At 55.4% G+C, this 21432-nt stretch carries 20 protein-coding genes; 13 read left to right on the forward strand and 7 right to left on the reverse strand.

Translation table 11 applies throughout. The features are described from left to right. Positions 1-75 precede the first annotated feature (75 nt). Positions 76-549: a VOC family protein gene (locus HG66A1_RS11200; RefSeq protein WP_145183452.1), complete on the reverse strand. Its 474-nt coding sequence runs from the start codon at positions 547-549 to the stop codon at positions 76-78. Between the two features lie 375 nt (positions 550-924). Further along, positions 925-1290, reverse strand: a complete 366-nt coding sequence (locus tag HG66A1_RS11205) for a hypothetical protein (RefSeq protein ID WP_145183455.1) — start codon at positions 1288-1290, stop codon at positions 925-927. Positions 1291-1397: 107 nt separating this feature from the next. Between HG66A1_RS11205 and HG66A1_RS11210 the strand changes: the two genes are divergently transcribed. The 6 genes from HG66A1_RS11210 to HG66A1_RS11240 all read left to right on the forward strand — a co-directional run bounded on the left by HG66A1_RS11210 (position 1398) and on the right by HG66A1_RS11240 (position 6557). After that, positions 1398-2090, forward strand: a complete 693-nt coding sequence (locus tag HG66A1_RS11210) for a DUF6977 family protein (protein WP_145183458.1) — start codon at positions 1398-1400, stop codon at positions 2088-2090. A gap of 92 nt (positions 2091-2182) precedes the next feature. Next, positions 2183-2590 carry a hypothetical protein gene (locus HG66A1_RS11215; RefSeq protein ID WP_145183461.1) on the forward strand — a complete coding sequence of 136 codons (408 nt, stop codon included), beginning with the start codon at positions 2183-2185 and terminating at the stop codon, positions 2588-2590. A 66-nt stretch (positions 2591-2656) separates the two neighbouring features. Next, positions 2657-3307, forward strand: coding sequence for a type II secretion system protein GspG (locus HG66A1_RS11220; protein WP_145183464.1), 651 nt, complete (start codon positions 2657-2659; stop codon positions 3305-3307). 3 nt (positions 3308-3310) lie between these two features. After that, positions 3311-3694, forward strand: a complete 384-nt coding sequence (locus HG66A1_RS11225) for a hypothetical protein (RefSeq protein WP_145183467.1) — start codon at positions 3311-3313, stop codon at positions 3692-3694. A 277-nt stretch (positions 3695-3971) separates the two neighbouring features. Then, complete coding sequence (locus HG66A1_RS11230; RefSeq protein ID WP_145183470.1) at positions 3972-5099, forward strand: type I restriction endonuclease; 1128 nt, start codon at positions 3972-3974, stop codon at positions 5097-5099. A 330-nt stretch (positions 5100-5429) separates the two neighbouring features. Next, positions 5430-6557 carry a Shedu anti-phage system protein SduA domain-containing protein gene (locus HG66A1_RS11240; RefSeq protein WP_145183476.1) on the forward strand — a complete coding sequence of 376 codons (1128 nt, stop codon included), beginning with the start codon at positions 5430-5432 and terminating at the stop codon, positions 6555-6557. A 150-nt stretch (positions 6558-6707) separates the two neighbouring features. Here the strand turns inward: HG66A1_RS11240 and HG66A1_RS11245 are convergent, their stop codons facing one another. Continuing rightward, positions 6708-7028: a hypothetical protein gene (locus HG66A1_RS11245; RefSeq protein WP_145183479.1), complete on the reverse strand. Its 321-nt coding sequence runs from the start codon at positions 7026-7028 to the stop codon at positions 6708-6710. A 536-nt stretch (positions 7029-7564) separates the two neighbouring features. On the opposite strand from HG66A1_RS11245, the gene HG66A1_RS11250 reads away from it, so the two are divergent. Next, positions 7565-8518 (forward strand): IS110 family transposase, encoded by a 954-nt coding sequence (locus tag HG66A1_RS11250; protein WP_145181142.1) that lies wholly within the window; start codon positions 7565-7567, stop codon positions 8516-8518. 399 nt (positions 8519-8917) lie between these two features. Here HG66A1_RS11250 and hisD read toward each other — a convergent pair whose 3' ends face one another. After that, positions 8918-10294 carry a histidinol dehydrogenase gene (gene hisD / locus HG66A1_RS11255; RefSeq protein ID WP_145183482.1) on the reverse strand — a complete coding sequence of 459 codons (1377 nt, stop codon included), beginning with the start codon at positions 10292-10294 and terminating at the stop codon, positions 8918-8920. Positions 10295-10312: 18 nt separating this feature from the next. After that, positions 10313-11554: a serine hydroxymethyltransferase gene (gene glyA, locus HG66A1_RS11260; RefSeq protein ID WP_145183485.1), complete on the reverse strand. Its 1242-nt coding sequence runs from the start codon at positions 11552-11554 to the stop codon at positions 10313-10315. Between the two features lie 238 nt (positions 11555-11792). Between glyA and HG66A1_RS11265 the strand changes: the two genes are divergently transcribed. From HG66A1_RS11265 to HG66A1_RS11285, 5 genes are all read left to right on the forward strand, one after another. Then, on the forward strand, positions 11793-13061 hold the full coding sequence (locus tag HG66A1_RS11265) for a tetratricopeptide repeat protein (protein ID WP_145183488.1): 1269 nt from the start codon (positions 11793-11795) through the stop codon (positions 13059-13061). A 169-nt stretch (positions 13062-13230) separates the two neighbouring features. Continuing rightward, positions 13231-14409: an enolase C-terminal domain-like protein gene (locus HG66A1_RS11270; protein WP_145183490.1), complete on the forward strand. Its 1179-nt coding sequence runs from the start codon at positions 13231-13233 to the stop codon at positions 14407-14409. A gap of 69 nt (positions 14410-14478) precedes the next feature. Further along, the gene (locus HG66A1_RS11275) at positions 14479-15864 is read left to right on the forward strand and encodes an alkaline ceramidase (RefSeq protein WP_145183493.1); all 1386 of its coding nucleotides are present in this window, start codon (positions 14479-14481) and stop codon (positions 15862-15864) included. Positions 15865-15927: 63 nt separating this feature from the next. Further along, on the forward strand, positions 15928-16842 hold the full coding sequence (locus HG66A1_RS11280; protein WP_145183496.1) for a dihydrodipicolinate synthase family protein: 915 nt from the start codon (positions 15928-15930) through the stop codon (positions 16840-16842). A 28-nt stretch (positions 16843-16870) separates the two neighbouring features. Next, entirely contained in the window at positions 16871-18241 is a 1371-nt protein-coding gene (locus HG66A1_RS11285) for an MFS transporter (RefSeq protein ID WP_197997099.1), read from the forward strand. Between the two features lie 62 nt (positions 18242-18303). Here HG66A1_RS11285 and HG66A1_RS31950 read toward each other — a convergent pair whose 3' ends face one another. Then, complete coding sequence (locus HG66A1_RS31950; RefSeq protein WP_155362858.1) at positions 18304-18471, reverse strand: hypothetical protein; 168 nt, start codon at positions 18469-18471, stop codon at positions 18304-18306. Positions 18472-18510: 39 nt separating this feature from the next. Continuing rightward, positions 18511-19278, reverse strand: a complete 768-nt coding sequence (locus tag HG66A1_RS11290; protein ID WP_145039822.1) for a PIG-L deacetylase family protein — start codon at positions 19276-19278, stop codon at positions 18511-18513. Positions 19279-19492: 214 nt separating this feature from the next. On the opposite strand from HG66A1_RS11290, the gene nagB reads away from it, so the two are divergent. Next, the gene (nagB, locus tag HG66A1_RS11295; protein ID WP_145039825.1) at positions 19493-21391 is read left to right on the forward strand and encodes a glucosamine-6-phosphate deaminase; all 1899 of its coding nucleotides are present in this window, start codon (positions 19493-19495) and stop codon (positions 21389-21391) included. Positions 21392-21432: the final 41 nt, after the last annotated feature.

A 21432-nucleotide genomic window follows, 5' to 3' on the forward strand; every position in this document is an offset into this window, starting at 1 on the left:
AAATGAAAAATTTCTCTCGGGAGGCCCCTGCTCCTTATCTAATCCAGGTGAGAGAGCTCGCGAGCGTTGGGCGCTTCAGCACTCCTCTTCGCCTGCCTCGAACATCGCGCTAAAGCGGCGCTGCATCTCCTCGGGAGACACTTCTTCAATCTGACTGCCGAGCAGCCATTCGTGCCCAAAGGGATCCTGAACCTTCGCGGCACGTTCGCCGTAGAACTGGTCGGCCGGTTCCATGATCAACGTGGCACCTGCGCCGACGGCCTGTTGCGTCATGGCGTCGACATCCTGCACATGCAGATGGATTGCCGATCCGGTCGGCGTGGATTCCCGGGGCGCGTGAATGCCGTACTCGGGATACTCGTCGGAGACCATGATCGTCGTTGCCCCGAACTTGAGTTCCGCGTGACCAATCCGCCCGCCGGGTTCGGTCAGCCGAAAGTCCTCGACGGCTCCAAACGCCCGCTCATAGAAATCGATGGCGGCACTGGCATCCCGGGTGCGGAGGTAAGGAAAGACTTCAGTGATCTGGTGGGGCTGTTTGTCGGTCATCGTCTGAGCTCCTGTTACCGGTCGGGGAAATGCCTGTTTCCCTCAGTATACTCAAGAGTGGCCCGCTTGTATTGGGAAAATTCGTTTCCCGGGGAGCACGGTAGTGGGAGGGCTGACAGCCCTGGCGTTATCCCGGAGAGACCTGGGTTGGGTTTCAGGATGGGGGACGGTTGAAAGTGCGGTGCTTGAAACTTCTCTGTCTACCAAAAAAAAAATCCCCCTGTTTTTCGAGTTCCAGGAACTCTTCGAACAGGGGGCTGTCAATCTGCCAGAATCAGGCGAGAAGATTATTTCTTCTTGCTGGTTTTGCCTTTGGCAGTTTTAGGAGCAGCAGCTGTGGTTTTGCCAGTTTGCTTTTTGGCAGTTTGCCCAATCTTAGAAGTAGATTTGGCCATCTCGGTATCTCCAGAAAAAGGAGTTAAAGAAACAGATATGAACTAAGATATTCATATCGACGCGTAAGTTACCAATCTTTTGGAAATTTAAAATATCAGAGTTCACAATTTTGAAATATTCTGAGGAAATAATTTTCGGCGATGGTTCGCGCGCGTCGTGGAAGGTGTCGCGACGCGCTTCTGAAGACCGCGCCAGCCGGCTGTCGCAGCGCTCTTGCGCGTCGCCTGAGGTGAGTCCTTTCGCACGCGCTTCATGGTTCTTGAGGTGAGCGCGCCTGCCGGCTGTGGTCTGTACCCAGGCGCTGTCGGACGAGCCGACGGTGGCACCCGTTTGTTGCGGACACATACGAAAAGTGCCTGAAAAACAGACTGTTTGTGGCAGTGTCGGGGACTGTGGTCTATGATGGCTTCTCTGAAGTCGCCCCCTGCTCTACTTGAATGGAGACACGTTGAATGGCGGTCCGCCCCGTCTATGTTCCCCGCGATGATCGTCCGGGAGTCGTGGTACGTTCGCTCGACTTCGAATGGTTCCCCGGCTTCTCGACGGCTCAGAAGCAGCGCTCGATTCACTCCCTGCATGTCGCCGCCGGGGAGGCAGGTATCGAACCGGTGCTGGAGATCTCCAGCAAGTCCCCCGAGGAACTGGGGGTGTCGTTGAGTGCCTTTCATCTTTCATTGACCGACGCGGACGGGAGCAGGTCCTGCTCCGTGGAGACTGCCTTCCAGGGGAGCAAAGTCTTTGAGCGGGGCGGCCCGTTTCTCGACCTGCTCAATGGAACCTCGCGGGAGGCCAAGAAAGACGACCGGCTGCAGAGTTCGGGACGCCTGCTCCGGTTCGAGTTTCAGGGGGCTGCCTGGCCCTTGAAGCCCCGCACTTACTTCTATGACTGGCTCTACCTGAGTGCCCTGGAGCAGCAGTCCGGACTTCGGGAGACGCTGGTCGGCTACCGGGGTTTTACGGATATCGAATTCAACCCGAAGAAGTCGATCAACTGCCAGGCGTACTCCGCGGCTCTGTATGTGTCGATCCTGGAATCCGGTCAGAGTGACACGATCCTCTCCTCGCCCGAGAGTTTTCTGGAATCTCTACAGGACGAATACACGGCCCGGGATGAGTTGCTGGCCCGGCAACCCAGGCTCGGCTGAGACTCCGCCGCCGGGTGACTGGACAGCAGCGCGGCCAGGCACGATAGTGAAATGAGCGCGGGCCTGTATTTCGAATCAGAAAGTGAGAAACAATGAGATCAGTCATACTGCTGCTGGTGAGCAGCCTGGGAATGGGGCTGGCCGGTTGTCAGCAGGAAGCAGCACCTACAGAGGAAGCCGCGAGTGCACCCCAAGAGACCGCGCCTGCCGCGGCGGAGGGGCCGGTTGTCAAGATCTGGGTCTTCGAGGATGGCACCATCGAAATGGATGGGGAGCCCGCGGGGCTGGAAGCGGTCCGCACCCGATTCGCCGAGCTGCAGAAGCAGCAGGGAGTCGTCTACTACGGTCGGGACGCTCCGGCTGCCGAACCACACGAGAATGCGATGCGGGTAATCGAACTGGTCGTGGAAAACAATTTGCCGGTCCAGCTCAGTTCGAAACCGGATTTCTCCGATCGCGTCGACGCCGACGGTACGTCCCGGCCGAAGCCGGTGGAGTGATCATCTTCTGTCATGGCGCTTATGTTTTGGGGCCGCTGATTCTTTTCTTCGCTTTGAGTCCTGCCTATGATTCGACGACTGATACGCCACGTGCTGATTGCCCTGCTCTGCGGCGCGTTGATCTTTGTGATTCTGAATGTGGCTGCCTGGTATAATTTGCGCGGTCAGCGAAATATGTGTCGCAATCAGGACTTCACGCGTTTTTATGGGCTACGGGTCTTAGGAATGCAGATTGCCGACTATCGGGAGACACACGGTGTGCTGCCCGATACTCTGGCGGAGATTCCCGACGTGCATGCCATGCTGGAACTGCCGGGCGAGCCGCTGCTGGACAGTTGGGGGAACCCGTTTCAATATCGGCGGGAGGGGGAGAATTACGAGCTGTTCTCTTATGGTCGCGACGGGCAGCCGGGGGGCGTGGGCCTCGATGCGGATCTGTATGTTGACGGGCGGAACCGGGAACGGGCGCTCCCCACGTTCCGGCAGTTCTTTCTGACGAACGACAAAGACGAGGTGGCGCGGGACGGGTTCCTGGTTGCTGGTGCGGAAGCAGCCTTTCTCGTGTTCTGTTTCACGCTCATGTCATTAAAAGGGACGACGAGAACCGGACACCCGATGACGGCGTGGCGATATATCTGGTTTACCCTGGTGGTGCTGGTGATTGCGACCGGCATGGGACTGATGCTGCTGCCGTTACATATTCCGAATGGGCACTGACGGATGCGGTTTCTGTATTTGCGTGATCCGTTATTTCTGACGGCCCTGGTGCTGTTTCTGGTGAATCGCTGGTTGCTCAAGCCGCTGGTGACGGGCGGGTTCGTGCACAATCATTTCAATGACCTGCTCTGCGTGCCGCTGCTGGTGCCGATCGTGGTGTTGATCGCCCGTTTCTGCAAAGCCCGTCCGCATAACGGACCGCCGGAACTGTATGAGATTCTGCTGCCGCTCTTGGTCTGGTCGATCCAGTACGAAATTCTGTTCCCGCAGTTCGCCTCTACATCACCGGGAGTCACCGGCGATCCGCTGGATATTCTCTGGTACAGTGTCGGCGCCTGTATCAGCGGCCTCTGGTGGCGGTTTTATTATCAACGTCAGCCTGCCTGAGAGACGCCCTGCCCTCTGTTTTGCCTGGGTTTTGTGGTCTGTTCAGTCGAAAATCAGGTCTGTCTGTCTGAATATAGTTGACGTATTGATCATGTCTGGCATAATGTTTAGATGTGCGGGCCTGCCTGGGAGTGTTCGTGGAAGTGATTAGGTGCGAGCACTCCCGGCACGCACGAGTAACCCCTCTTCTGGCACTCCAGTTCGATTTCGGGCCGGAGTGCCCCCCTTTCTGCAGGCAGGTTATCCCGGTTCTTTTTGTGCGCTGAATGGAGGAACGATGGATCTGATCGATCGGATGAAAGAAATTGCTGCCCGGATTCCAAAACAACTGGAATACACCCAGACCGAGGAGGCGACGAAGAACGCGTTCGTCATGCCCTTCATCAGTGCGTTGGGATACGATGTGTTCAACCCGCTGGAGGTGATCCCGGAGTTCACGTCAGACGTGGGCATCAAGAAGGGAGAGAAAGTCGATTACGCGATCAAGAAGGATGAGCAGATCATTATCCTGGTCGAATGCAAATGGTCGGGAGCCGATCTGGACAAGGTGCACGCTTCACAGCTCTTCCGGTATTTCTCGGTGACGTCGGCCCGGTTTGCGATTCTGACCAACGGCATCGAATACCAGTTTTACTCGGACATCGACGAGCCTAACAAAATGGATTCGAAGCCCTTCTTCGTCTTCAACATGCTGCACTTCGAAGACCACCAGATCAACGAACTCAAAAAGTTCACAAAGTCGGCGTTTTCGCTGGACGACATTCTGACGACGGCCAGTACGCTCAAGTACGCGGGGGCGATCAAGAAGATTCTGGAGGAGGAACTCAAGGCACCGTCTGAAGAGTTCGTGCGGTTCTTCGCGTCACAGGTGTACGACGGCCGGTTGACGCAGCAGGTGATTGAGCAGTTCACGAAGATCGTGAAAGATGCACGCTCACAGTTCATTAACGAGCGGATCAACGAGCGACTGAAGACCGCCCTGTCTGCGAACTCGGGAGAAGGCGGTGGTGAGGATCTGTTCGACGACGAAGAGAACGGCGACGACGCTTCGGCCCGTGACGGCATCGAAACCACGCAGGAAGAACTGGATGGCTTCAACGTCGTTAAGGCGATCCTGCGGGAAGTGGTCGACGTAGCCCGCGTGACGATGCGCGACACAAAAAGTTATTGCGGCATCCTGCTGGACGACAACAACCGCAAACCGATCTGCCGCCTGCGGTTCAACCACTCACAGAAATACCTGGGCCTGTTCACGAACAAGAATGAAGACAAAGTCGAGATTGAGTGCGTGGATGATATCTTCAAACACTCAGAGCGGCTGAAAGCTGTGATTGGGGAGTATGAGGGTGGGAAGGCTGAAGTTGTGGAAGAGAAGTCTACTGGGGGGATTGTGGATAACGGTTGATGTTTGGGACGCAGTTCAATTGAATTAAGGAGTAAAAAGCTATGGGTAGAAGGAAAGGGATTCCGGGACTCTCTTTTTCATGGAAGAGAGCTTCTGGTTTGTCTGGTGCAAAATCAAGGATCTCAAGAAAAACTGGAATACCTCTTACGCGAAGTGGTAGGCAACGAAAGATGGGGAAAGCAATGGGATGTTGTGTTCCTTTTGTCTTTATTCTAGGGAGTATTGCAGGAGGCGTTTTAGGCGTGATTCGTATGATTTCTAGTTTGAGCTAAATACGTGCTATATGTTTTGATATTTATATTTACTAGCTGTGATTTCAAAGAATTATTTATGAGTCTGCCACCTGAATCGAATTTAGATGATGTAAAAGTACGGATACGGAATTCAATCAAGAATCCTAATCTTGGTAGTATTCAACAGGCTGTTCTCAAGGAAGGGCCTCAAGCATTTAGAATAGCCACACTGATGGAAATCCTTAATCCAAATACGGAGGAACTTCATCATTATATCTTGAAGCTTGATAGTATTGATCGCAAAAAAGATGGATGGTTTTATAAGCCTGAAAAGTCAATCACTCTTAATGGTGAAAACCCAAATGAGATTGAGCTTCTTTTCCGGTTTTTACAAGCTCATCATGAGGGGAGGTTATCTGGTTCAACCGGTGAATTGCGAATACTTAAGTCGCGTGATTATGAAAAACTCGGGGATTTAATTGAATTAGTTCCAGATCTTGCCTCTCCTGATATGATCGAGTTGATCAAATTAATAGTTCCTCGAATTCGAGATACAAACTCATATCGAGAGGAGTTTGTTGAGGTTTTCGAACAAAGCGATCCACAGATAGTAGAGCACATTGCGGTTGCTGCGCAGCTAGTCAAGAATCAGAAAGCATTTGAATTATTAACGAGGCTTGTAGAGAGTGAGGATACTGATGAGCAAAAATACCAAGAATTATTAGTAAAGAATCCTTGGATGTTTGGTAGCGAGTACAGTGAACTTCTAGATCGGAGAAAATGGACTAGAGATGATAATCTCGACTTTATGCTAAGACGTACAACTGATAACTATCTGGAAATAGTTGAGATTAAAACACCATTTACTGATGCATTATTTAGATATGATAAATCTCATGATAGTTACTATCCTTCTTCTAATCTCTCTAAAGTGCTTGGGCAAGTAATGCGTTATATCACTGAAGTCGAGCGGAAGCGAGACTCAATTCTTGCTCAAGATAGTTTTGATACACTCAAAATACGAGCCCGAATTTTTATTGGTCGAGATGGTGGATCTACTCAATTGGAAGCTTTGCGAAATTTTAATGACCACTTACATGGAATCGAGGTTCTAACATTCGATCAACTGATTCGTATTGCTGATCGAGTATTAAAAATATTTCAGAGAGAGTCATTTGGAGAAAATGGTGCCGATGAACTCTCACAAGATCAAGGGCCATTTTGACGTTATTCCTGAGGTGTTTTTTTCATAGATGCAAAAAGTCAAAAGATAACTTACAAATTTTACGATGCTCTCATAGTCTGTGTAATTGTCGTTTTGCGTGTTGTATCATTAATTCATCTCAATTAAACCGTCTCAATCTTCTAAACCGTCTCAATCTTCCTTCGCCGGAAATCCTCTGCCGGTGAGCCAGTTGTTTTCTGTGATGAGCTGGCGGAGGGTGGCTTTGATGGAGTCGATGGTGAACTCTTTGACGATCAGGTCCGGGCCGTGGGCGACTTTGTTGTTGAACCAGAACAACTCCGTGGGGCGGCGGTTGAACCGGGCTTCGCTCCAGATATTGAGGCCGATGCGATCGCCGTTTTCGAATTTGATGATCGCGTTGCAGAACTGATCTTCCACGTCCTCTTTCCAGGTGCCGTCTGTGATGGCTTCCAGTTCTACCCAGATCTCAAAGGGCCCGTGTTGTGACATGGTTCTGCTCCTGCTGTTGTCTTGTGCTTTGCCTGCTTGCTTCAATGTAACAGCACCGCTGGTGTTTTTGAATCGTTGAGTGAGGGATTGTGCCGGGGTTTGGGTTTCTGCGGTCCCGGCCCGGTTTGGTTGCGGCTGATTTTGTTCTGGGGGGCGGGTTTTTCGTGGTGGTGTGTTTTGGCTGGTGGTTTGGTTGTTACCGGCGGCTGGTGCGTTGCCGCTCAGGGTTGGTGGGGGCTCTGTTGTGCCATTGGGGCGGGAACTGGTGGGGTGTCGCCAGGCGGGCAACCACACAGGGTTGCCCCTTGTATCTGCTCTTGACTGTCTGCAGTTCTTTGATTTGATAGGCAGATAAAGCCAATGCTTCCCGCCTTTAAAGGCGGGAAGCATTGGTGGCGAGTGTCAGATCGTGGTTGCCCCTGGTCCTAAAGACCGATTTGTAGCTTGATCGCCACTCGCTTCTCCATGCCTTAACCCGTACAGTCGCCTGAGCGGTGCACCACCACCAGCTCGTATCAGCAAGGAAGGGCCTTAGCATGCAACAGCATAACACAGATCACGTCGGAATTGACATTTCAAAATCTAAGTTTGATACCAGAATTTCAGGTCGTCCCAAAGGTTCCGTTTATGAGTACACACCCGACGGGATGAAACAGTTCATGCAGGTGCTTCAGAAGACTCAGCCCAAACTGATCTGCCTGGAAGCAACGGGAGGACTGGAACGAAAACTCGTTGCCTGTCTACACAAGCATGGGTTTCCAGTCGCCGTCGTCAACCCTCGGCAGATCCGGGACTTTGCCCGCGCCAAGAACCGGCTGGCGAAAACCGATCAGATTGACGCGCACACGATCATGGAATTTGCCCAGGTGATGCAGCCGCGGATTACCCCACTTTTAACACAGGTCCAGCAGAAAATGCGGGAATTCAGTGCTCGCAGGCAGCAGGTCAGCAAGATGATCATCCAGGAGCAGAACCGCCTGGAAACCACCCCGGACAGGGAAGTGGCCAAAATGATTAGCGATTCAATCCAGTTCTATAAAAAACAGCTCAAACACATCGAGAAAAAACTGAAGGAGCTGATTGACGCGGATGAAGAATCCCGCGAGCGCTCTGAAATCCTGCAGTCAGTACCTGGTGTGGCCGGCACAACCGCGGCCCTGCTCATCTCAGACCTTCCGGAACTGGGGAGTCTGAATCGAAAGCAGATCGCGCGGCTGATCGGCCTGGCTCCCACCAACCGTGACAGTGGAACTCTGCGTGGGAAAAGAACGATTGGCGGGGGACGAGTCCGGATCCGGAACGGGTTATACATGCCCACCGTCACGGCCCTGAATCACAACCCCAGGATCAAAGCGTTCTACAAACGGCTCGTGGAAAATGGAAAGTCCAAAATGGTCGCCCTCGTGGCCGCCATGCGGAAACTGCTCATCATTCTCAACACCATGGTCAAAGAAGGGAAAAAATGGGAGGCAAACGTGATTAAAATCTGATTTTTTAAGACAGTCGCTACGGATCTCATTATTGTTGGGGGTTCCGTTGATGGGGGTTATCTTCTGGATGGGCGTGGGGGAGTCAAGACAAAATTTTGTCCCGATGTGGCCGGATTTTGTCCTGGTGTGGCCTGGAATTTGTCCCGGTCCGGCCGGAATCTGTCCGGCTGTGTCCGGGGAACATCGGGCACTGGTGCGTTGCGATCAGGTGCAGATGTAGTGAAAACCGGCGGCTGTTCAGGTGGGGTTGAGGCACTGGTGGAGCTTGTGCCGGTGCTCAGGCAGGTGTCTCGCGCGCGAGCCAGATTTCAAACAACATACCGATCGGCGGGAGCGGTTCCAGTCCAGTTTGAGCAGTGCGCAGCGGTTTTCAGTTCCGGGTCTTCAGGTGAAAACGCTTCAGTCCTTGAGGCGGATCGTGACGCTGGCGGCGTGGGCGGTGAGGCCTTCCTTTTCGGCGAGCAGCGTGATGCCGGGGGCGTCTCCCTGCAGACCCTCCTGGTTGTAGTAGATCACCGAGGAGCGTTTGAGGAAGTCGATCGAACAGAGGCCGTTGGCGAAGCGGGCAGTGCCTCCGGTGGGAAGCACGTGCGACGGGCCGGCGTAGTAGTCGCCGGTCGCGACGGGAGTAAAATGTCCCATGAAGATGGCGCCGGCGTTCTGGATTTTGGCGAGCTGCTGATCGGGGTCTGCGGTCGAGATGTGCAGGTGCTCGGGGGCCAGCAGGTCGGTATAGCGGGCGGCTTCGTCTTCATCACGGGCGAGAATCAGCGCGCCGTAGTCGAGCAGACTCTGGCGGGCGAGGTCGCCGCGGGGGAGTTCATTGAGCTGGTTGAACAGCGCGGTGCGGACGGCTTCGATCAGCGGTGCGTGCCAGGTGATGAGTACGCCGGACCCGGGGCTGTGCTCGGCCTGCGAAATGAGATCGCTGGCGACAAACTCGGGGTTGGCGGTTTCGTCGGCGAGGACGATGACTTCACTGGGGCCGGCGATGCTGTCGATATCGACTTCACCAAAGACGTGACGCTTGGCGAGGGCCACGAACAGGTTGCCGGGGCCGACGATTTTGTCGACGCGTTCCATGCCTTCCACGCCGTATGCGAGGGCGGCTACCGCCTGGGCGCCGCCGACACGGTAGATTTCGGTGATGCCCAGTTCCTGACAGGCGGCGAGGATGTCGGTGTTGTAGCCCCCGAAATCGGTGGGAGGCACGACGACGACGATCTCTTTCACGCCTGCGGTCTGTGCGGGGATCGCGGTCATCAGCAGGGTCGAAGGATACGCGGCTGCGCCGCCCGGAATGCAGACACCGACCCGTTTGAGGGGGAGGTACCGCTGACGGAGTTCGACGCGAGACTCCCCTGCCTCGCGGAGGACTTTGACGTCGTCCGGCAGCAGAGCCGACTGGAACTCGATGATGTTCTCACGAATGCGACGCAGCGTGGCGAGATACTCGGGGTCGGCCTTGGCGTGGGCTTCCTGGAGTTCCTCAGCCGAGACACGCATGGTCTCGGGGGTGAGCTGCTTGCGATCGAGCTTTTCCGAGTAATCGAGGAGTGCGTCGAGGCCTTTGTCGCGGACATCGTTACAGATCCGTTCGACGACCTCCTGCGGAGAGAGAGGTTCGCCGAACAGTTCGATGGTCCGCTGACGACCGGCTTCGGAGACGACGTTGCCGCGGGGGCTCAGCTTCTCACGGAGTTCGCTGAAGAGTGCGGTGGCATCGTCGCGAGTGCAGTCGATGGTCGTGATATCAAGATCGCTGTGCTGTGTCATGAGTCAGAGTTCTGTCTGTTACGCGATGCCGGGCACGGGGAAGTTCTGAGCGAATTCCTCGATTTCCCCTTTGACGGCACTGATGGTCGCTTCGTCTTCGGGGGCGCCGAGGACTTTGAGAATCCAGGCACCGACCTTTTTCATCTCGTCTTCTTTCATGCCGCGCGTGGTGAGTGCGGCGGTCCCGATGCGAATCCCGCTGGGATCGAGGGGCTTGCGTTGATCGTAGGGGATCATGTTTTTGTTGACGGTGATGCCGGCCTTGTCGAGGGCTTCTTCAGCGATCTTACCGGCGAGGCCGATGGCGGTGACGTCGCAGAGCATCAGGTGGTTGTCGGTTCCGCCGGACGCGAGCTTGATGCCGCCGGCCATCAGGGCATCGGCGAGGGTCTTCGCGTTGGCGACGATCTGCCGGGCGTAGGCTTTGAAGTCGTCGGTAGCGGCTTCTTTGAAGCAGACGGCTTTACCGGCGATGACGTGTTCCAGCGGTCCCCCCTGGATACCCGGGAAGACTTCGCGGTTAAGGTCTTTGGCGTACTTCTTCTTCATGAGGACGAAGCCGGACCGGGGACCACGCAGTGTTTTGTGGGTGGTGGAGGTGACGAAGTCGGCGACTTCAACCGGGTTGTTGTGCACGCCACCAGCGACGAGGCCGGAATAGTGGGCCATGTCGACCATCAGGACGGCACCGACTTCAGCGGCGATTTCTGCGAACTTGGGGTGATCGATTTCGCGGGGGTACGCGGAGGCACCAGCGATGATCATTTTAGGTTTGTGTTCGCGGGCCAGTTTGGCAACCTGATCGTAGTCGATCTGGTGATTGTCTTCCCGTACGCCGTAAGGAACGGGGTTATAGAGATTGCCCGAGAAGTTGAGTTTCATGCCGTGAGTGAGGTGACCGCCGTGTGCGAGGTCCATCGCCAGGAAGGTGTCGCCTGGTTTGAGGACGGTGAAGTAGACGGACATGTTGGCCTGGGAACCGGAGTGCGGCTGGACGTTGGCGTATTCGGCACCGAAGAGGCTGCAGGCCCGATCGCGGGCGATGTTTTCGATGACGTCGACGTTTTCACAACCGCCGTAGTAACGGCGTCCGGGGAGTCCTTCGGCGTATTTGTTCGTCAGGATCGAGCCGGCTGCTTCCATGATCGAAGCACTGGTGTAATTTTCAGAGGCGATGAGTTCCAGACCGTCTTTCTGACGTTTGGCTTCAGCCTGAATCAGGTTCCAGATTTCGGGGTCATTCGACTCGAGCACGGACATTCCAATCAACTCCCATGGATGTATGGTCAAAATTCGGGGTACAAACAGTACCCTGAGCAGGAAAAAGACTTATTTTGCTCCCTTATAATGAAGGATCGGCCTGAAAGCTACCCAACGGATTCGCGTATCAGTATCCTCAAGGAAAGTTTACCTCCTGGGGGTATGATATTTTGAAACTCGCATCTGATAACCCCCTTTTTTCTCGATATTTATGAAGAAATTCTGTATTACTGAGACTATGGCTGAGACAGAAGAAGAACAACCTGATCAACTGCTGCAGGGCTCGCCGGCGCTACAGGGAGAGCGTGTGGTTTTTACCGGTACGCTCGCCTCCATGACACACCACAAGGCGTGGGAGTTCGTCGAGCAGCACGGAGGTCAGGCGGCCCAGCATGTGAGTCGTTCGACGACGCTGCTGGTGGTGGGTGAAGAGGGCTGGCCGCTGGAAGCAGACGGTTCGCCTTCCGTCAATCTGAGCCAGGCCCAGGAACTGATTCAGGAAGGGACGCCGATCCGGATCATCAAGGAATCGGACTGGCTGGCGCTGATTGAACTTCGCGATCCCGGCGTGAATATGGATCAGCTTTATACACCCGCGATGCTGACACAGATGCTGAATATCCCGGTGGGGACCATCCGCAGATGGGAACGCCAGGGACTGATTAAGCCGGTGCGGAAGATTTTCCGACTCCCCTACTTTTCCTTCCAGGAAGTCGCGAGCGTGCGGAGACTGTCGCAGCTGCTGGAATCGGGCGTGCATCCGCGGGAACTGGAAGAAAGCCTGCAGCACCTGGGGAAGGTCTTCAACGAGATCGATGCCCCGCTCTCGCAGCTGACGCTGCTTTCACAGGACGCACAACTGCTGCTGAAAGATGAGCGGGGTCTGATCGATCCCAAACAGGGACAGCGGGTGTTCGACTTTGGTACGGAAGAGACCGAAGTTCCCGAGCTGGCGGGTGAAGAGGAGTTCGAGGGGACGATTGAGTTCACCGAGCACCTGAAGACGCCCGAGGTGAAGGACCGGAGCGCGGAAGAATGGTTCCAGGAAGGCTGCCAGTACCTGGACGCGGGGGAAGCGAAACCCGCGATCGAGGCGTTCCGACTGTCACTGCTGGGGCAACCCGATGTGCCGGAAACGCATCTGCATCTGGCCGAGGCGCTGTATCTCAAAGGAAATACGGAGGGAGCGCTCGAGCGATATTACGCGGCGGTGGAATGGGATCACGATTACATCGAAGCGTGGACGCAGCTGGGTTGTCTGCATAACGAGCTGGGCGATCCGGAAGCGGCGCTGCAGGCGTTTGAGATCGCGCTGCAGGTTCACCCCGATTATCCGGATGCGCATCTGCATACTGCGGAAGTTTTGCACCAGTTGAACCGCGTGGAAGAGGCGGTGCCCCACTGGAAGATATATCTCGAATTCGACGAAATGGGCCCCTGGGCGGATATGGCTCGTCAGCGGCTGGAGGAATTCGAAGACGACGATGAGGAACTGACGTTCCCCTGATGCGGCGGCGATAGCGAAACGACAGTACAGACTGGACTTGTCGCTGCTGCGCCGATCAGGAAAATCGTGTCTGGTTCGGGAGTCCTCTGGCTTGCTTCCCGGTCGCCCGCAGAGTATGTTGTTATTTTGACGCCAAAATAAAACTTCTGCAGATGGGAAACCGAACCGGATGAAAATCGAACGCATCGAGACACTGGTGTGTCACGCCCGGATGAGAAACTGGGTGTTTGTGAAAGTGGTCACCGATCAGCCTGGACTGTTCGGCTGGGGTGAAGCGACACTGGAGTGGCACACGCGGGGGATCGTGGGGACGATCGAGGATCTGTCCCAGCTGTTGATCGGCGAAGACCCCCGACGGGTGGAATATCTGTGGCAGATGATGTGGCGGCAGCACTTCTGGCACGGGAGTGGCGTCACACGGTCGACGGCGATTGCCGGTATCGATCTGGCGTTGTGGGACATCCTGGGGAAGATTCACGGCGTGCCCTGTCATCAGTTGTGGGGCGGCCCGGTGCGGGATTACATCCGGCTGTACTGTCATCTGGGGGGCGGCAATATGGAGTCGTTCTACCAGACGTCGACCGACAATGCGGCTCAGTTCGCAGATCTGGCGCAACAGGCGGTGGCGGACGGGTTCACGGCGTTTAAGTCGATGGCGGTGCCTCCCACGATGCCGATTGAAGGTCTGAAGCCTGTGAAAGCGGCTGACGACTGTGTCGCAGCGATGCGGGAGGCGGTGGGAGACGAGATCGACATCATGGTGGACTGCCATGCCCGCCCTTCTCCGGCGATGGGGCTGCAGTTCGCGCAGGCACTGGATCCGTATGGACTGTATTTCTTCGAAGAGCCGTGCTGGCCGGAATCGATCGAGAGCCTGGCGCGGATCAATGCGGCGGTGACGACGCCGATCGCGACGGGAGAGCGGCTGACGCACCTGGCAGCGTTCCGGGATCTGTTCGAGAAACGGGGCTGCGAGATCTGTCAGCTGGACCTGACCCATTGCGGCGGGTTCACGGAAGCGCGGCGGATCGCAGCGCTGGCAGACGCGCACCGCATCGCGTTGGCGCCGCATAATCCACAGGGGCCGGTGAGTACGGCGGCATCGCTGGAATTTGGATTTTCGCAGCCGAGCTACATCATCTGTGAGTCGGTGCACGAGGACGTGCCCTGGCGTCAGGATGTGGTCGAGGAAGGTTTCGAGATTGATCCTGCGACGCGAACAGTGAAGCCGAACACGAAGCCGGGCCTGGGGATTTCGATCAACGAGGACGAGGTCAAAAAGCATCCGTTCGAACAGGAGACGGTGCAGCGAGTCTTCTACCAGGACGGAGCCATCGGCGACTGGTAAGCCGAAGCGGGTCAACACAGCGGACGATTCAAACTGGCAGCAGCGCTCCATCGGAAAGCGGAGGCGAAGATGAGTGAACGAGCTTTAGCAGCGAAAACAGAGGCGTTCTTTCGGGGAAGGATCGGAGTGGCGACGGTGGACATCACCCCGCCGGTGGGGATCTATGCCCGGAACTGGGGGGCCGCGAAACACGACGTGGCGGACTGGATCCATCGCAAACTGACATTGAACGCGCTGGTGCTCTGCGAAACCGACTCCCAGCAGCCGGCGGTGTTTCTGGACGGGGACCTGGGATGGTGGCGCTCGCTGCCGACGTTTCGCCGGTTTCAGTCAAGGTTGCTGGAGGCGCTCAAACTGGACGAGGCTTCGCTGATCTTCGGCGTCACGCACACGCATGCGTCGCCTCCGCTGACGGATCCTGATCCCGATCTGCCGGCGAGCGACATGCTGGCGGAGTTCCTGGAGCAGGTCTACGAAGCGTCGGTCAAGGTCACACTGCAGGCGATGAAAAACGCGACCGAGGCGGTGGTGGAATGGAAGACCGGGCGTTGCGAACTGGCGGGGATGCGGGATCTGCCCGACCCGGACGGGGAGCGATTGATCTGCGGCTGGAATCCGGACGAGCCCGCTGACGATACGCTGGTGATCGGACGAATCAGCGATCTGGAGGGGGCGTTGCAGGCGGTGATCGTGAATTACGCCTGTCATCCGACGACGCTGGCGTGGGAGAATACGGCGATCTCGCCCGATTATCCGGGAGCGATGCGCGAGACGATTCAGAAGACGTTGGGGGTCCCTGCCCTGTTCATGCAGGGGGCATCGGGAGAGCTTGCGCCGCGGTATCAGTACGTGGGCGATCCTACGGTGGCGGATCGTCACGGGAGACAACTCGCGTATGCGGCACTGGCAACGCTGGAGAACATGGATCCTCCAGGCACGCGTCTGGCATACAAGGGAGTGATGGAATCAGGCGCACCGCTGGCGGTGTGGAAGCATGCCCTGGTGACGCCGGTCAGTCTGTTGAAACGGAAGAAAGTCACCGTGGAGATGCAGATCAAAGACTGGCCGACCGCGGACGAACTGGAGCAACAACGACAGGCGTGTACTGATCGGGCGCTGGAGGAACGACTCAGACGCAGGCGGAATATTCGTCGCGGGATTGGAGACGGAGATACTTTAGAACTGCCGATCTGGGTGTGGCGAATGGGGGATACGATATTGGTAGGAAGCCCGACCGAAGCGTATTCGATTCTGCAACGAACGTTGCGAGAGCGGTTTCCCGAGCGGACGATTGTCTGTCTGAACCTGATCAACGGAACGACTGGTTACCTGACGCCGGAGGAACTGTATGACCTGGATCTGTACCAGGTGTGGCAGACGCCGTTTGCCCGGGGCGGACTGGAAAAGCTGATCGCGGGGATGACCGAGGCGATTGAAGACATCATCCAGGAGTGAGCGACGATAAGAGACGCGACCTGAAAATTTGAAACTGACAGACTTAGCAGAAAGAACAGATCCATGGCCGGAATGATTCGAGGAGTACTGCCGGTACTGCATACGCCGCTCCTGGAGGACGAGACGATTGATCGGGACGCTTTGGCGCGGGAGATCGACTGGTGTTATGAAGTGGGAGCAGACGGCGTCTGTGGGGCGATGGTTTCGGAGGTACTGCGTCTGACCTACGAGGAGCGCGGGGAACTCACGCGGCTGATGGCAGAACTGTCAAAAGGCCGCGGCGTGGTGGTCGCCAGCGTGGGAGCGGAGAGCACACGTCAGGCACTGGTCTATGCACGACAGGCTGAAGAGGCGGGCTGCGATGCGGTGATGGCGATCCCCCCGGTGACGACGGCGATTCCGGAAGCGGCGCTGTGGGATTATTTCGCGACGATCGCACGCGAGTGTGCCCTGCCCCTGATTGTGCAGGATGCGTCTTCATATGTGGGGAACGCAATTTCCATCGATTTTTATCGTCGACTGCTGGATGAGTTCGGGGCGGAAAAAATCCGGTTCAAGCCGGAAGCGTCTCCCATTGGTCCGAACCTGTCGGCACTCCGCGATGCGACCGCAGGACAGGCATTGATCTATGACGGTTCGGGCGGGATTCTGCTAGTGGACGCGTATCGGCGGGGAATTACGGGGACGATGCCGGGCGTGGATCTGCTGGATGGAATCGTGGCGCTGTGGAATGCACTGCGGGCCGGAGATGACAAGGCGACGTATCGGATTTCGTTTCCGATCAGTGCGCTGGTGGCGCTGCAGTTACAGGCGGGGCTGGATGGATTTCTGGCGATCGAGAAATACCTGCTGGTGAAGCGGGGAATCTTTACTTCGGCGCAGCGCTGCACGCCGCATGCGTGGGATCTGGATGAAGAAACACAGGCGGAAGTGGATCGACTGTTTGATCGATTAATGCAGGCGTTAGCAGACGAGTAAGACACTCCAGCCGAGAGGGACGATCTCTGTGACTGATCAGGATGAGCCGAAACTGACTTCGTATGGAACACCGACGCGTGCCCGCTTTCTGGTACTGACACTGTTGTGTCTGGTGGCAGCGGTGGCTTACATCAGCCGAAATGCGATTTCGGTGCCCGCCAAACTGATCCAGGAAGAGCTTGATATCACTCAGACGCAGATGGGCTGGGTGATGAGTGCCTTTTTCTGGAGCTACGCGCTGTCACAGATTCCGAGTGGCTGGATTGCCCATGTGTGGGGCACGCGACGATCGCTGACCGCGTTTGCCGTCCTGTGGTCAATCGCGACGGCGCTGACTGGAATGGTAACCGGGTTCTGGATGCTGATTGGCGTGCGGTTGATCTTTGGGATTTCACAGGCGGGGATATTCCCCTGTTGTGCGAGTACGATTTCGAAGTGGTTGCCCCATGCCCGACGCGGTCTGGCCAGTGGGTTGCTGGGCAGTTTTATGTCCATTGGAAGTGCCTTTGGTGCGTTCAGTATCGGTCTGCTGCTGGCGGGGATTCATGTTGGAGGCATTGAAATACCTGGGGTTTCCTGGCGGACGATCATGTATCTGTGCGCGGTGCCGAGCTTTATCTGGGCGGTCGTGTTTTATTACTGGTTCCGTGATCGCCCCGAAGATCATCCAGCGGTGAATCCGGCCGAGTTGCATCTCATTCGAGGGGATGAGTCGGAGACGTCAGCAGAGAAGACAAAAGATGATCCGAAGGAAACACACGCCGAGCCGACGCCCTGGGGGCAGATTCTGACCAGCTTTTCCATGTGGATGATCTGTGGTCAGCAGTTTTTCCGGGCGGCGGGGAATATTTTCTATATGACGTGGTTTCCCGTCTATCTGCAGAAGGCGCGGGATATCAGCCTGGCCTCTTCCGGCATTTTGACCAGTCTTCCGCTGTTGACGTTCGTGGTGGGGAACTTTCTGGGAGGAATCGTGGTGGATCTGGTACTGCAACGGACCGGGAGCCGTCGCTGGAGTCGACAGGGAGTTGCGATTGTCGCCATGCTGGGCTGCGGGCTGTGTACGCTGTGTGCCTATTTTGTGAAAGAGATGAATCTGGCGATGACACTTATTTCGATCAGCATGTTCTTCGCGGGTCTGGGAGGGGCTTGTGGTTACACAGTGACGATCGATAAAGGGGGCCAGCATGTGGCGCCGATCTTCGGGATGATGAATATGATGGGCAACCTGGGAGCCGCCCTGCTCCCGGTTGTGGTAGGAGCGATGTTCGATGCGGGCCGGTATGAATCAGTGCTGATTCTGATGGCGGGCATTTATGTGAGTGCCGCATTGTGCTGGATGCTGCTCAATCCGAACGGAACCGTTTTCAAGGAAAAACGGCAAGCAGCCCAGACGTAAAAAAACTCTGACCGGGGACACCGATCAGAGCGAGCTGGTTTATCTGCGGAGGCATCTGCCAGTCAGTTCTGCAGACTCCAGTAGATGACATAAGCACCGACGAAGATGGTATAGCAGAAGGTGAAGACCATCATCTTGGTTAGAAAACGCCCTGCTTTGGCGTCTTCCGAAGCCATGGTTTCGATTTCTGACTCGGTGTAAGGCAGTTCCTGTTTAGCGGGTTCGTTCATCTTGTCAGCTTTACTGTTGAATGGAGTGAGTGAGGTTGGTTATTTACTCTCCAGCAGTTCCTTGAGCAGGTTGCTGTGAGGGTATGGATGGCCGCAGTGTTGTACGAAGGCTTCGCCGTATTTTACACCGATCTGTTCGCCACGGGAAGCGGACCAGCGCTCAGTACCATCAAGGTATTCGTCCAGGCCGTGCTGTTTTCTTAACCAGGCCCGCTGGCTTTCGTGACAGGCCAGCATTTTAATCTTCAGATCAAAGGTTTCGGAAATATCGATGATAAACTGTGGTTCGATCGGGTTTCCAAAATAATCACAACCTTCGATCGGATCAACATAATACAGGTGCGGAATTTTTTCCGTAGGCGGAGCAGGCTGAATTTCGTGAGTGGTGTAGTTGGGTGCTGACGCACCAAAACAGGCATCTCGCACGAGACGACTGGTCATTTCGTGATCGCTCATGTAGTCGACTGGAGGAGCCGTTAAGACGATGTCCGGCCGAGCTTTGCGCACTGCTTCGGTAACCCGCCGACGGGATTCGTTGTCGACGATGATCGCGAGGTCCCGGAATTCGAGGCACATGTAGTCTGCCCCCAGCATATCGGCTGCTTTCTGAGCTTCGGCGCGACGGACGTTGGCAATTTCAACCGGTCCCATTTCTGCACTGCCACAATCGCCGGCGGTCATGGTGGCCATGGTAATATGACATCCCAGGTTTTTCAGCCGGGCCAAAGTACCCGCACACTGGATTTCGATATCGTCTGGATGGGCGTGAATCGCAAGAATTCGCAGAGATTCTGCCTGATTTGCCATGAAAATTTCTTTCTCTCTGTATTTAGGTCTAACAATTGGTAGTGAGCTTTTCGTGGAGATAGTTATAATAAACATTGATTAAAAAAGCACGTATACGGGGCTAGTGTTCGTGTGACTACATTTTTTGAGTTGTCCCGGCTGGCGCGAAGCTTTATCGTGCTTCAGTTAGCGACTTGCATCTGGAGTTCTTTTCTTAACGGATCAATATTGTCTGATGGCCACTGATATCTCACGCTCTGCACGCATTACACCGAAATCCAAATTTGTCAGGCACACGAAAGTCCCTACTCAGATTTTCGAGACCTCTTCCGATCTGGCGAAGTTTGTAGCCTCTGTTGTTGCGGATCTGGTTCGCAAAAAGAATGAACAGAATATCCCAGCGGTCCTGGGGCTACCGACCGGTTCGACTCCGCTGGGCGTCTATCGCGAACTGATCCGGATGCATAACGAAGAAGGCCTGGATTTCTCGAACGTGATCACGTTCAACCTGGATGAATACTGGCCCATGGATCCGGACTCGATCCACAGCTATCACAAGTTCATGCATGAGAATTTCTTCGATCATGTGAATGTGAAGCAGGAAAATATTCATATCCCCCGTGGTGATATTGCCGCTGAAGACGTCGACATTTTCTGCGAAGAGTACGAGCGTCTGATCGAGAGTTATGGCGGTCTGGACCTGCAGTTACTGGGCATTGGTCGTTCAGGTCACATCGGCTTCAACGAGCCTGGAAGTGCGCGAAACAGTTTGACGCGACTGGTCAACCTCGATCCCATTACTCGTCGCGATGCGGCCAGCGGCTTCTTTGGCGAAGACAACGTGCCCCATCATGCGATTACGATGGGGGTCGGGAGTATTCTCTCGGCCAAGAAGATTATCATCATGGCGCTGGGAGAGCATAAGGCGTCGGTGGTCAAGCGGGCCGCGGAAATGGAAGTCACTGATGAGGTTTCCGCCAGCTTCCTGCAGACCCATGCTAATTCTTTGTTCGCGGTCGATAGTGCCGCAGCTGCCGAATTGACCGCGGTCAAAACTCCCTGGATCGTCGGAAATATTGAATGGACTTCGCAGCTGGAGAAGAAAGCCGTCATCTGGCTGTCGAACGAAGTTGGTAAGCCTCTTCTGAAACTGGAAACTGACGATTTCCTGCACAACCACCTGCATCAGCTGATCCACAAGTACGGTTCTGTCGCTCAGATCCGTCAACGGGTATTCGACGGACTGCTGGAAGGTATCTGCACCCGGCCTGCGGGAACCGAGCCCCAGCGGGTGATCGTCTTCAGCCCCCATCCGGACGATGATGTAATTTCGATGGGCGGGACTTTAATCACGCTGGCTGATCAGGGGCATGAAGTTTACATCGCCTACATGACCAGTGGAAATATCGCCGTATTCGATCACGATGCTTTGCGGCACCTGGATTTCGTGCATGAATTCCACAAACTGTTCCATGCCGACGACACCAAGGTTCTGTCTCACATCGAAGCTTTGAAAGAGAGCATCGCCAGCAAGAATGCGGGTGACCTGGATAATGCCGAGATGCTGGGAATCAAAGGACTGATCCGCAAAACAGAAGCGACTGCGGGCGCCCAGGCAGCCGGAGTGCCGGAAGAACATCTGCGTTTCCTGGACCTTCCCTTCTACAACACGGGACAGGTTTCGAAGAAGCCAATTGGCGAAGATGACATTGCGATCGTGGCCGATCTGTTACGCGAAGTACGGCCGCACCAGATTTATGTGGCTGGAGACCTGTCCGATCCGCATGGTACGCACCGCGTCTGTGCCGAAGCGGTGATCAATGCCGTGGATGTGGTTAAGTCTGAAGAAATCACTCCCGAATTCTGGATGTACCGTGGTGCCTGGGAAGAGTACGAACCGCACGAAATTGAGCGGGCTGTTCCGCTGAGCCCTGAAGTGGTGCTGCGAAAGCGGGAGGCGATCTTCAAGCATGAGTCACAGAAGGACAGTGCTTTTTACCCGGGAAGCGATAAACGTGAATTCTGGGTGCGTGCTGAGGACCGAACCCGAAATACAGCAAAGATTTACAATCAGCTGGGCCTGCCCGAATACTTTGCGATTGAAGCATTCAAGCAGTATCACGGTGAGCTCTAAGGCAGTCTGCGTAGAAAGGCGAGTTTGACAGCTGCTCCCTG

This window comes from Gimesia chilikensis, assembly GCF_007744075.1.
GTDB lineage: Bacteria > Planctomycetota > Planctomycetia > Planctomycetales > Planctomycetaceae > Gimesia > Gimesia chilikensis_A.

What these genes read in the sequence shown, in the direction of transcription:
- HG66A1_RS11210 (WP_145183458.1), top strand. Translation starts at nt 1,398, where the DNA reads ATGGCGGTCCGCCCCGTCTATGTTCCCCGCGATGATCGTCCGGGAGTC.
- HG66A1_RS11245 (WP_145183479.1), bottom strand. Translation starts at nt 7,028, where the DNA reads ATGTCACAACACGGGCCCTTTGAGATCTGGGTAGAACTGGAAGCCATC.
- HG66A1_RS11205 (WP_145183455.1), bottom strand. Translation starts at nt 1,290, where the DNA reads ATGTGTCCGCAACAAACGGGTGCCACCGTCGGCTCGTCCGACAGCGCC.
- hisD (WP_145183482.1), bottom strand. Translation starts at nt 10,294, where the DNA reads ATGACACAGCACAGCGATCTTGATATCACGACCATCGACTGCACTCGC.
- HG66A1_RS11230 (WP_145183470.1), top strand. Translation starts at nt 3,972, where the DNA reads ATGGATCTGATCGATCGGATGAAAGAAATTGCTGCCCGGATTCCAAAA.
- HG66A1_RS11280 (WP_145183496.1), top strand. Translation starts at nt 15,928, where the DNA reads ATGGCCGGAATGATTCGAGGAGTACTGCCGGTACTGCATACGCCGCTC.
- HG66A1_RS31950 (WP_155362858.1), bottom strand. Translation starts at nt 18,471, where the DNA reads ATGAACGAACCCGCTAAACAGGAACTGCCTTACACCGAGTCAGAAATC.
- nagB (WP_145039825.1), top strand. Translation starts at nt 19,493, where the DNA reads ATGGCCACTGATATCTCACGCTCTGCACGCATTACACCGAAATCCAAA.
- HG66A1_RS11250 (WP_145181142.1), top strand. Translation starts at nt 7,565, where the DNA reads ATGCAACAGCATAACACAGATCACGTCGGAATTGACATTTCAAAATCT.
- HG66A1_RS11240 (WP_145183476.1), top strand. Translation starts at nt 5,430, where the DNA reads ATGAGTCTGCCACCTGAATCGAATTTAGATGATGTAAAAGTACGGATA.
- glyA (WP_145183485.1), bottom strand. Translation starts at nt 11,554, where the DNA reads ATGTCCGTGCTCGAGTCGAATGACCCCGAAATCTGGAACCTGATTCAG.
- HG66A1_RS11265 (WP_145183488.1), top strand. Translation starts at nt 11,793, where the DNA reads ATGGCTGAGACAGAAGAAGAACAACCTGATCAACTGCTGCAGGGCTCG.
- HG66A1_RS11220 (WP_145183464.1), top strand. Translation starts at nt 2,657, where the DNA reads ATGATTCGACGACTGATACGCCACGTGCTGATTGCCCTGCTCTGCGGC.
- HG66A1_RS11275 (WP_145183493.1), top strand. Translation starts at nt 14,479, where the DNA reads ATGAGTGAACGAGCTTTAGCAGCGAAAACAGAGGCGTTCTTTCGGGGA.
- HG66A1_RS11200 (WP_145183452.1), bottom strand. Translation starts at nt 549, where the DNA reads ATGACCGACAAACAGCCCCACCAGATCACTGAAGTCTTTCCTTACCTC.
- HG66A1_RS11270 (WP_145183490.1), top strand. Translation starts at nt 13,231, where the DNA reads ATGAAAATCGAACGCATCGAGACACTGGTGTGTCACGCCCGGATGAGA.
- HG66A1_RS11215 (WP_145183461.1), top strand. Translation starts at nt 2,183, where the DNA reads ATGAGATCAGTCATACTGCTGCTGGTGAGCAGCCTGGGAATGGGGCTG.
- HG66A1_RS11225 (WP_145183467.1), top strand. Translation starts at nt 3,311, where the DNA reads ATGCGGTTTCTGTATTTGCGTGATCCGTTATTTCTGACGGCCCTGGTG.
- HG66A1_RS11290 (WP_145039822.1), bottom strand. Translation starts at nt 19,278, where the DNA reads ATGGCAAATCAGGCAGAATCTCTGCGAATTCTTGCGATTCACGCCCAT.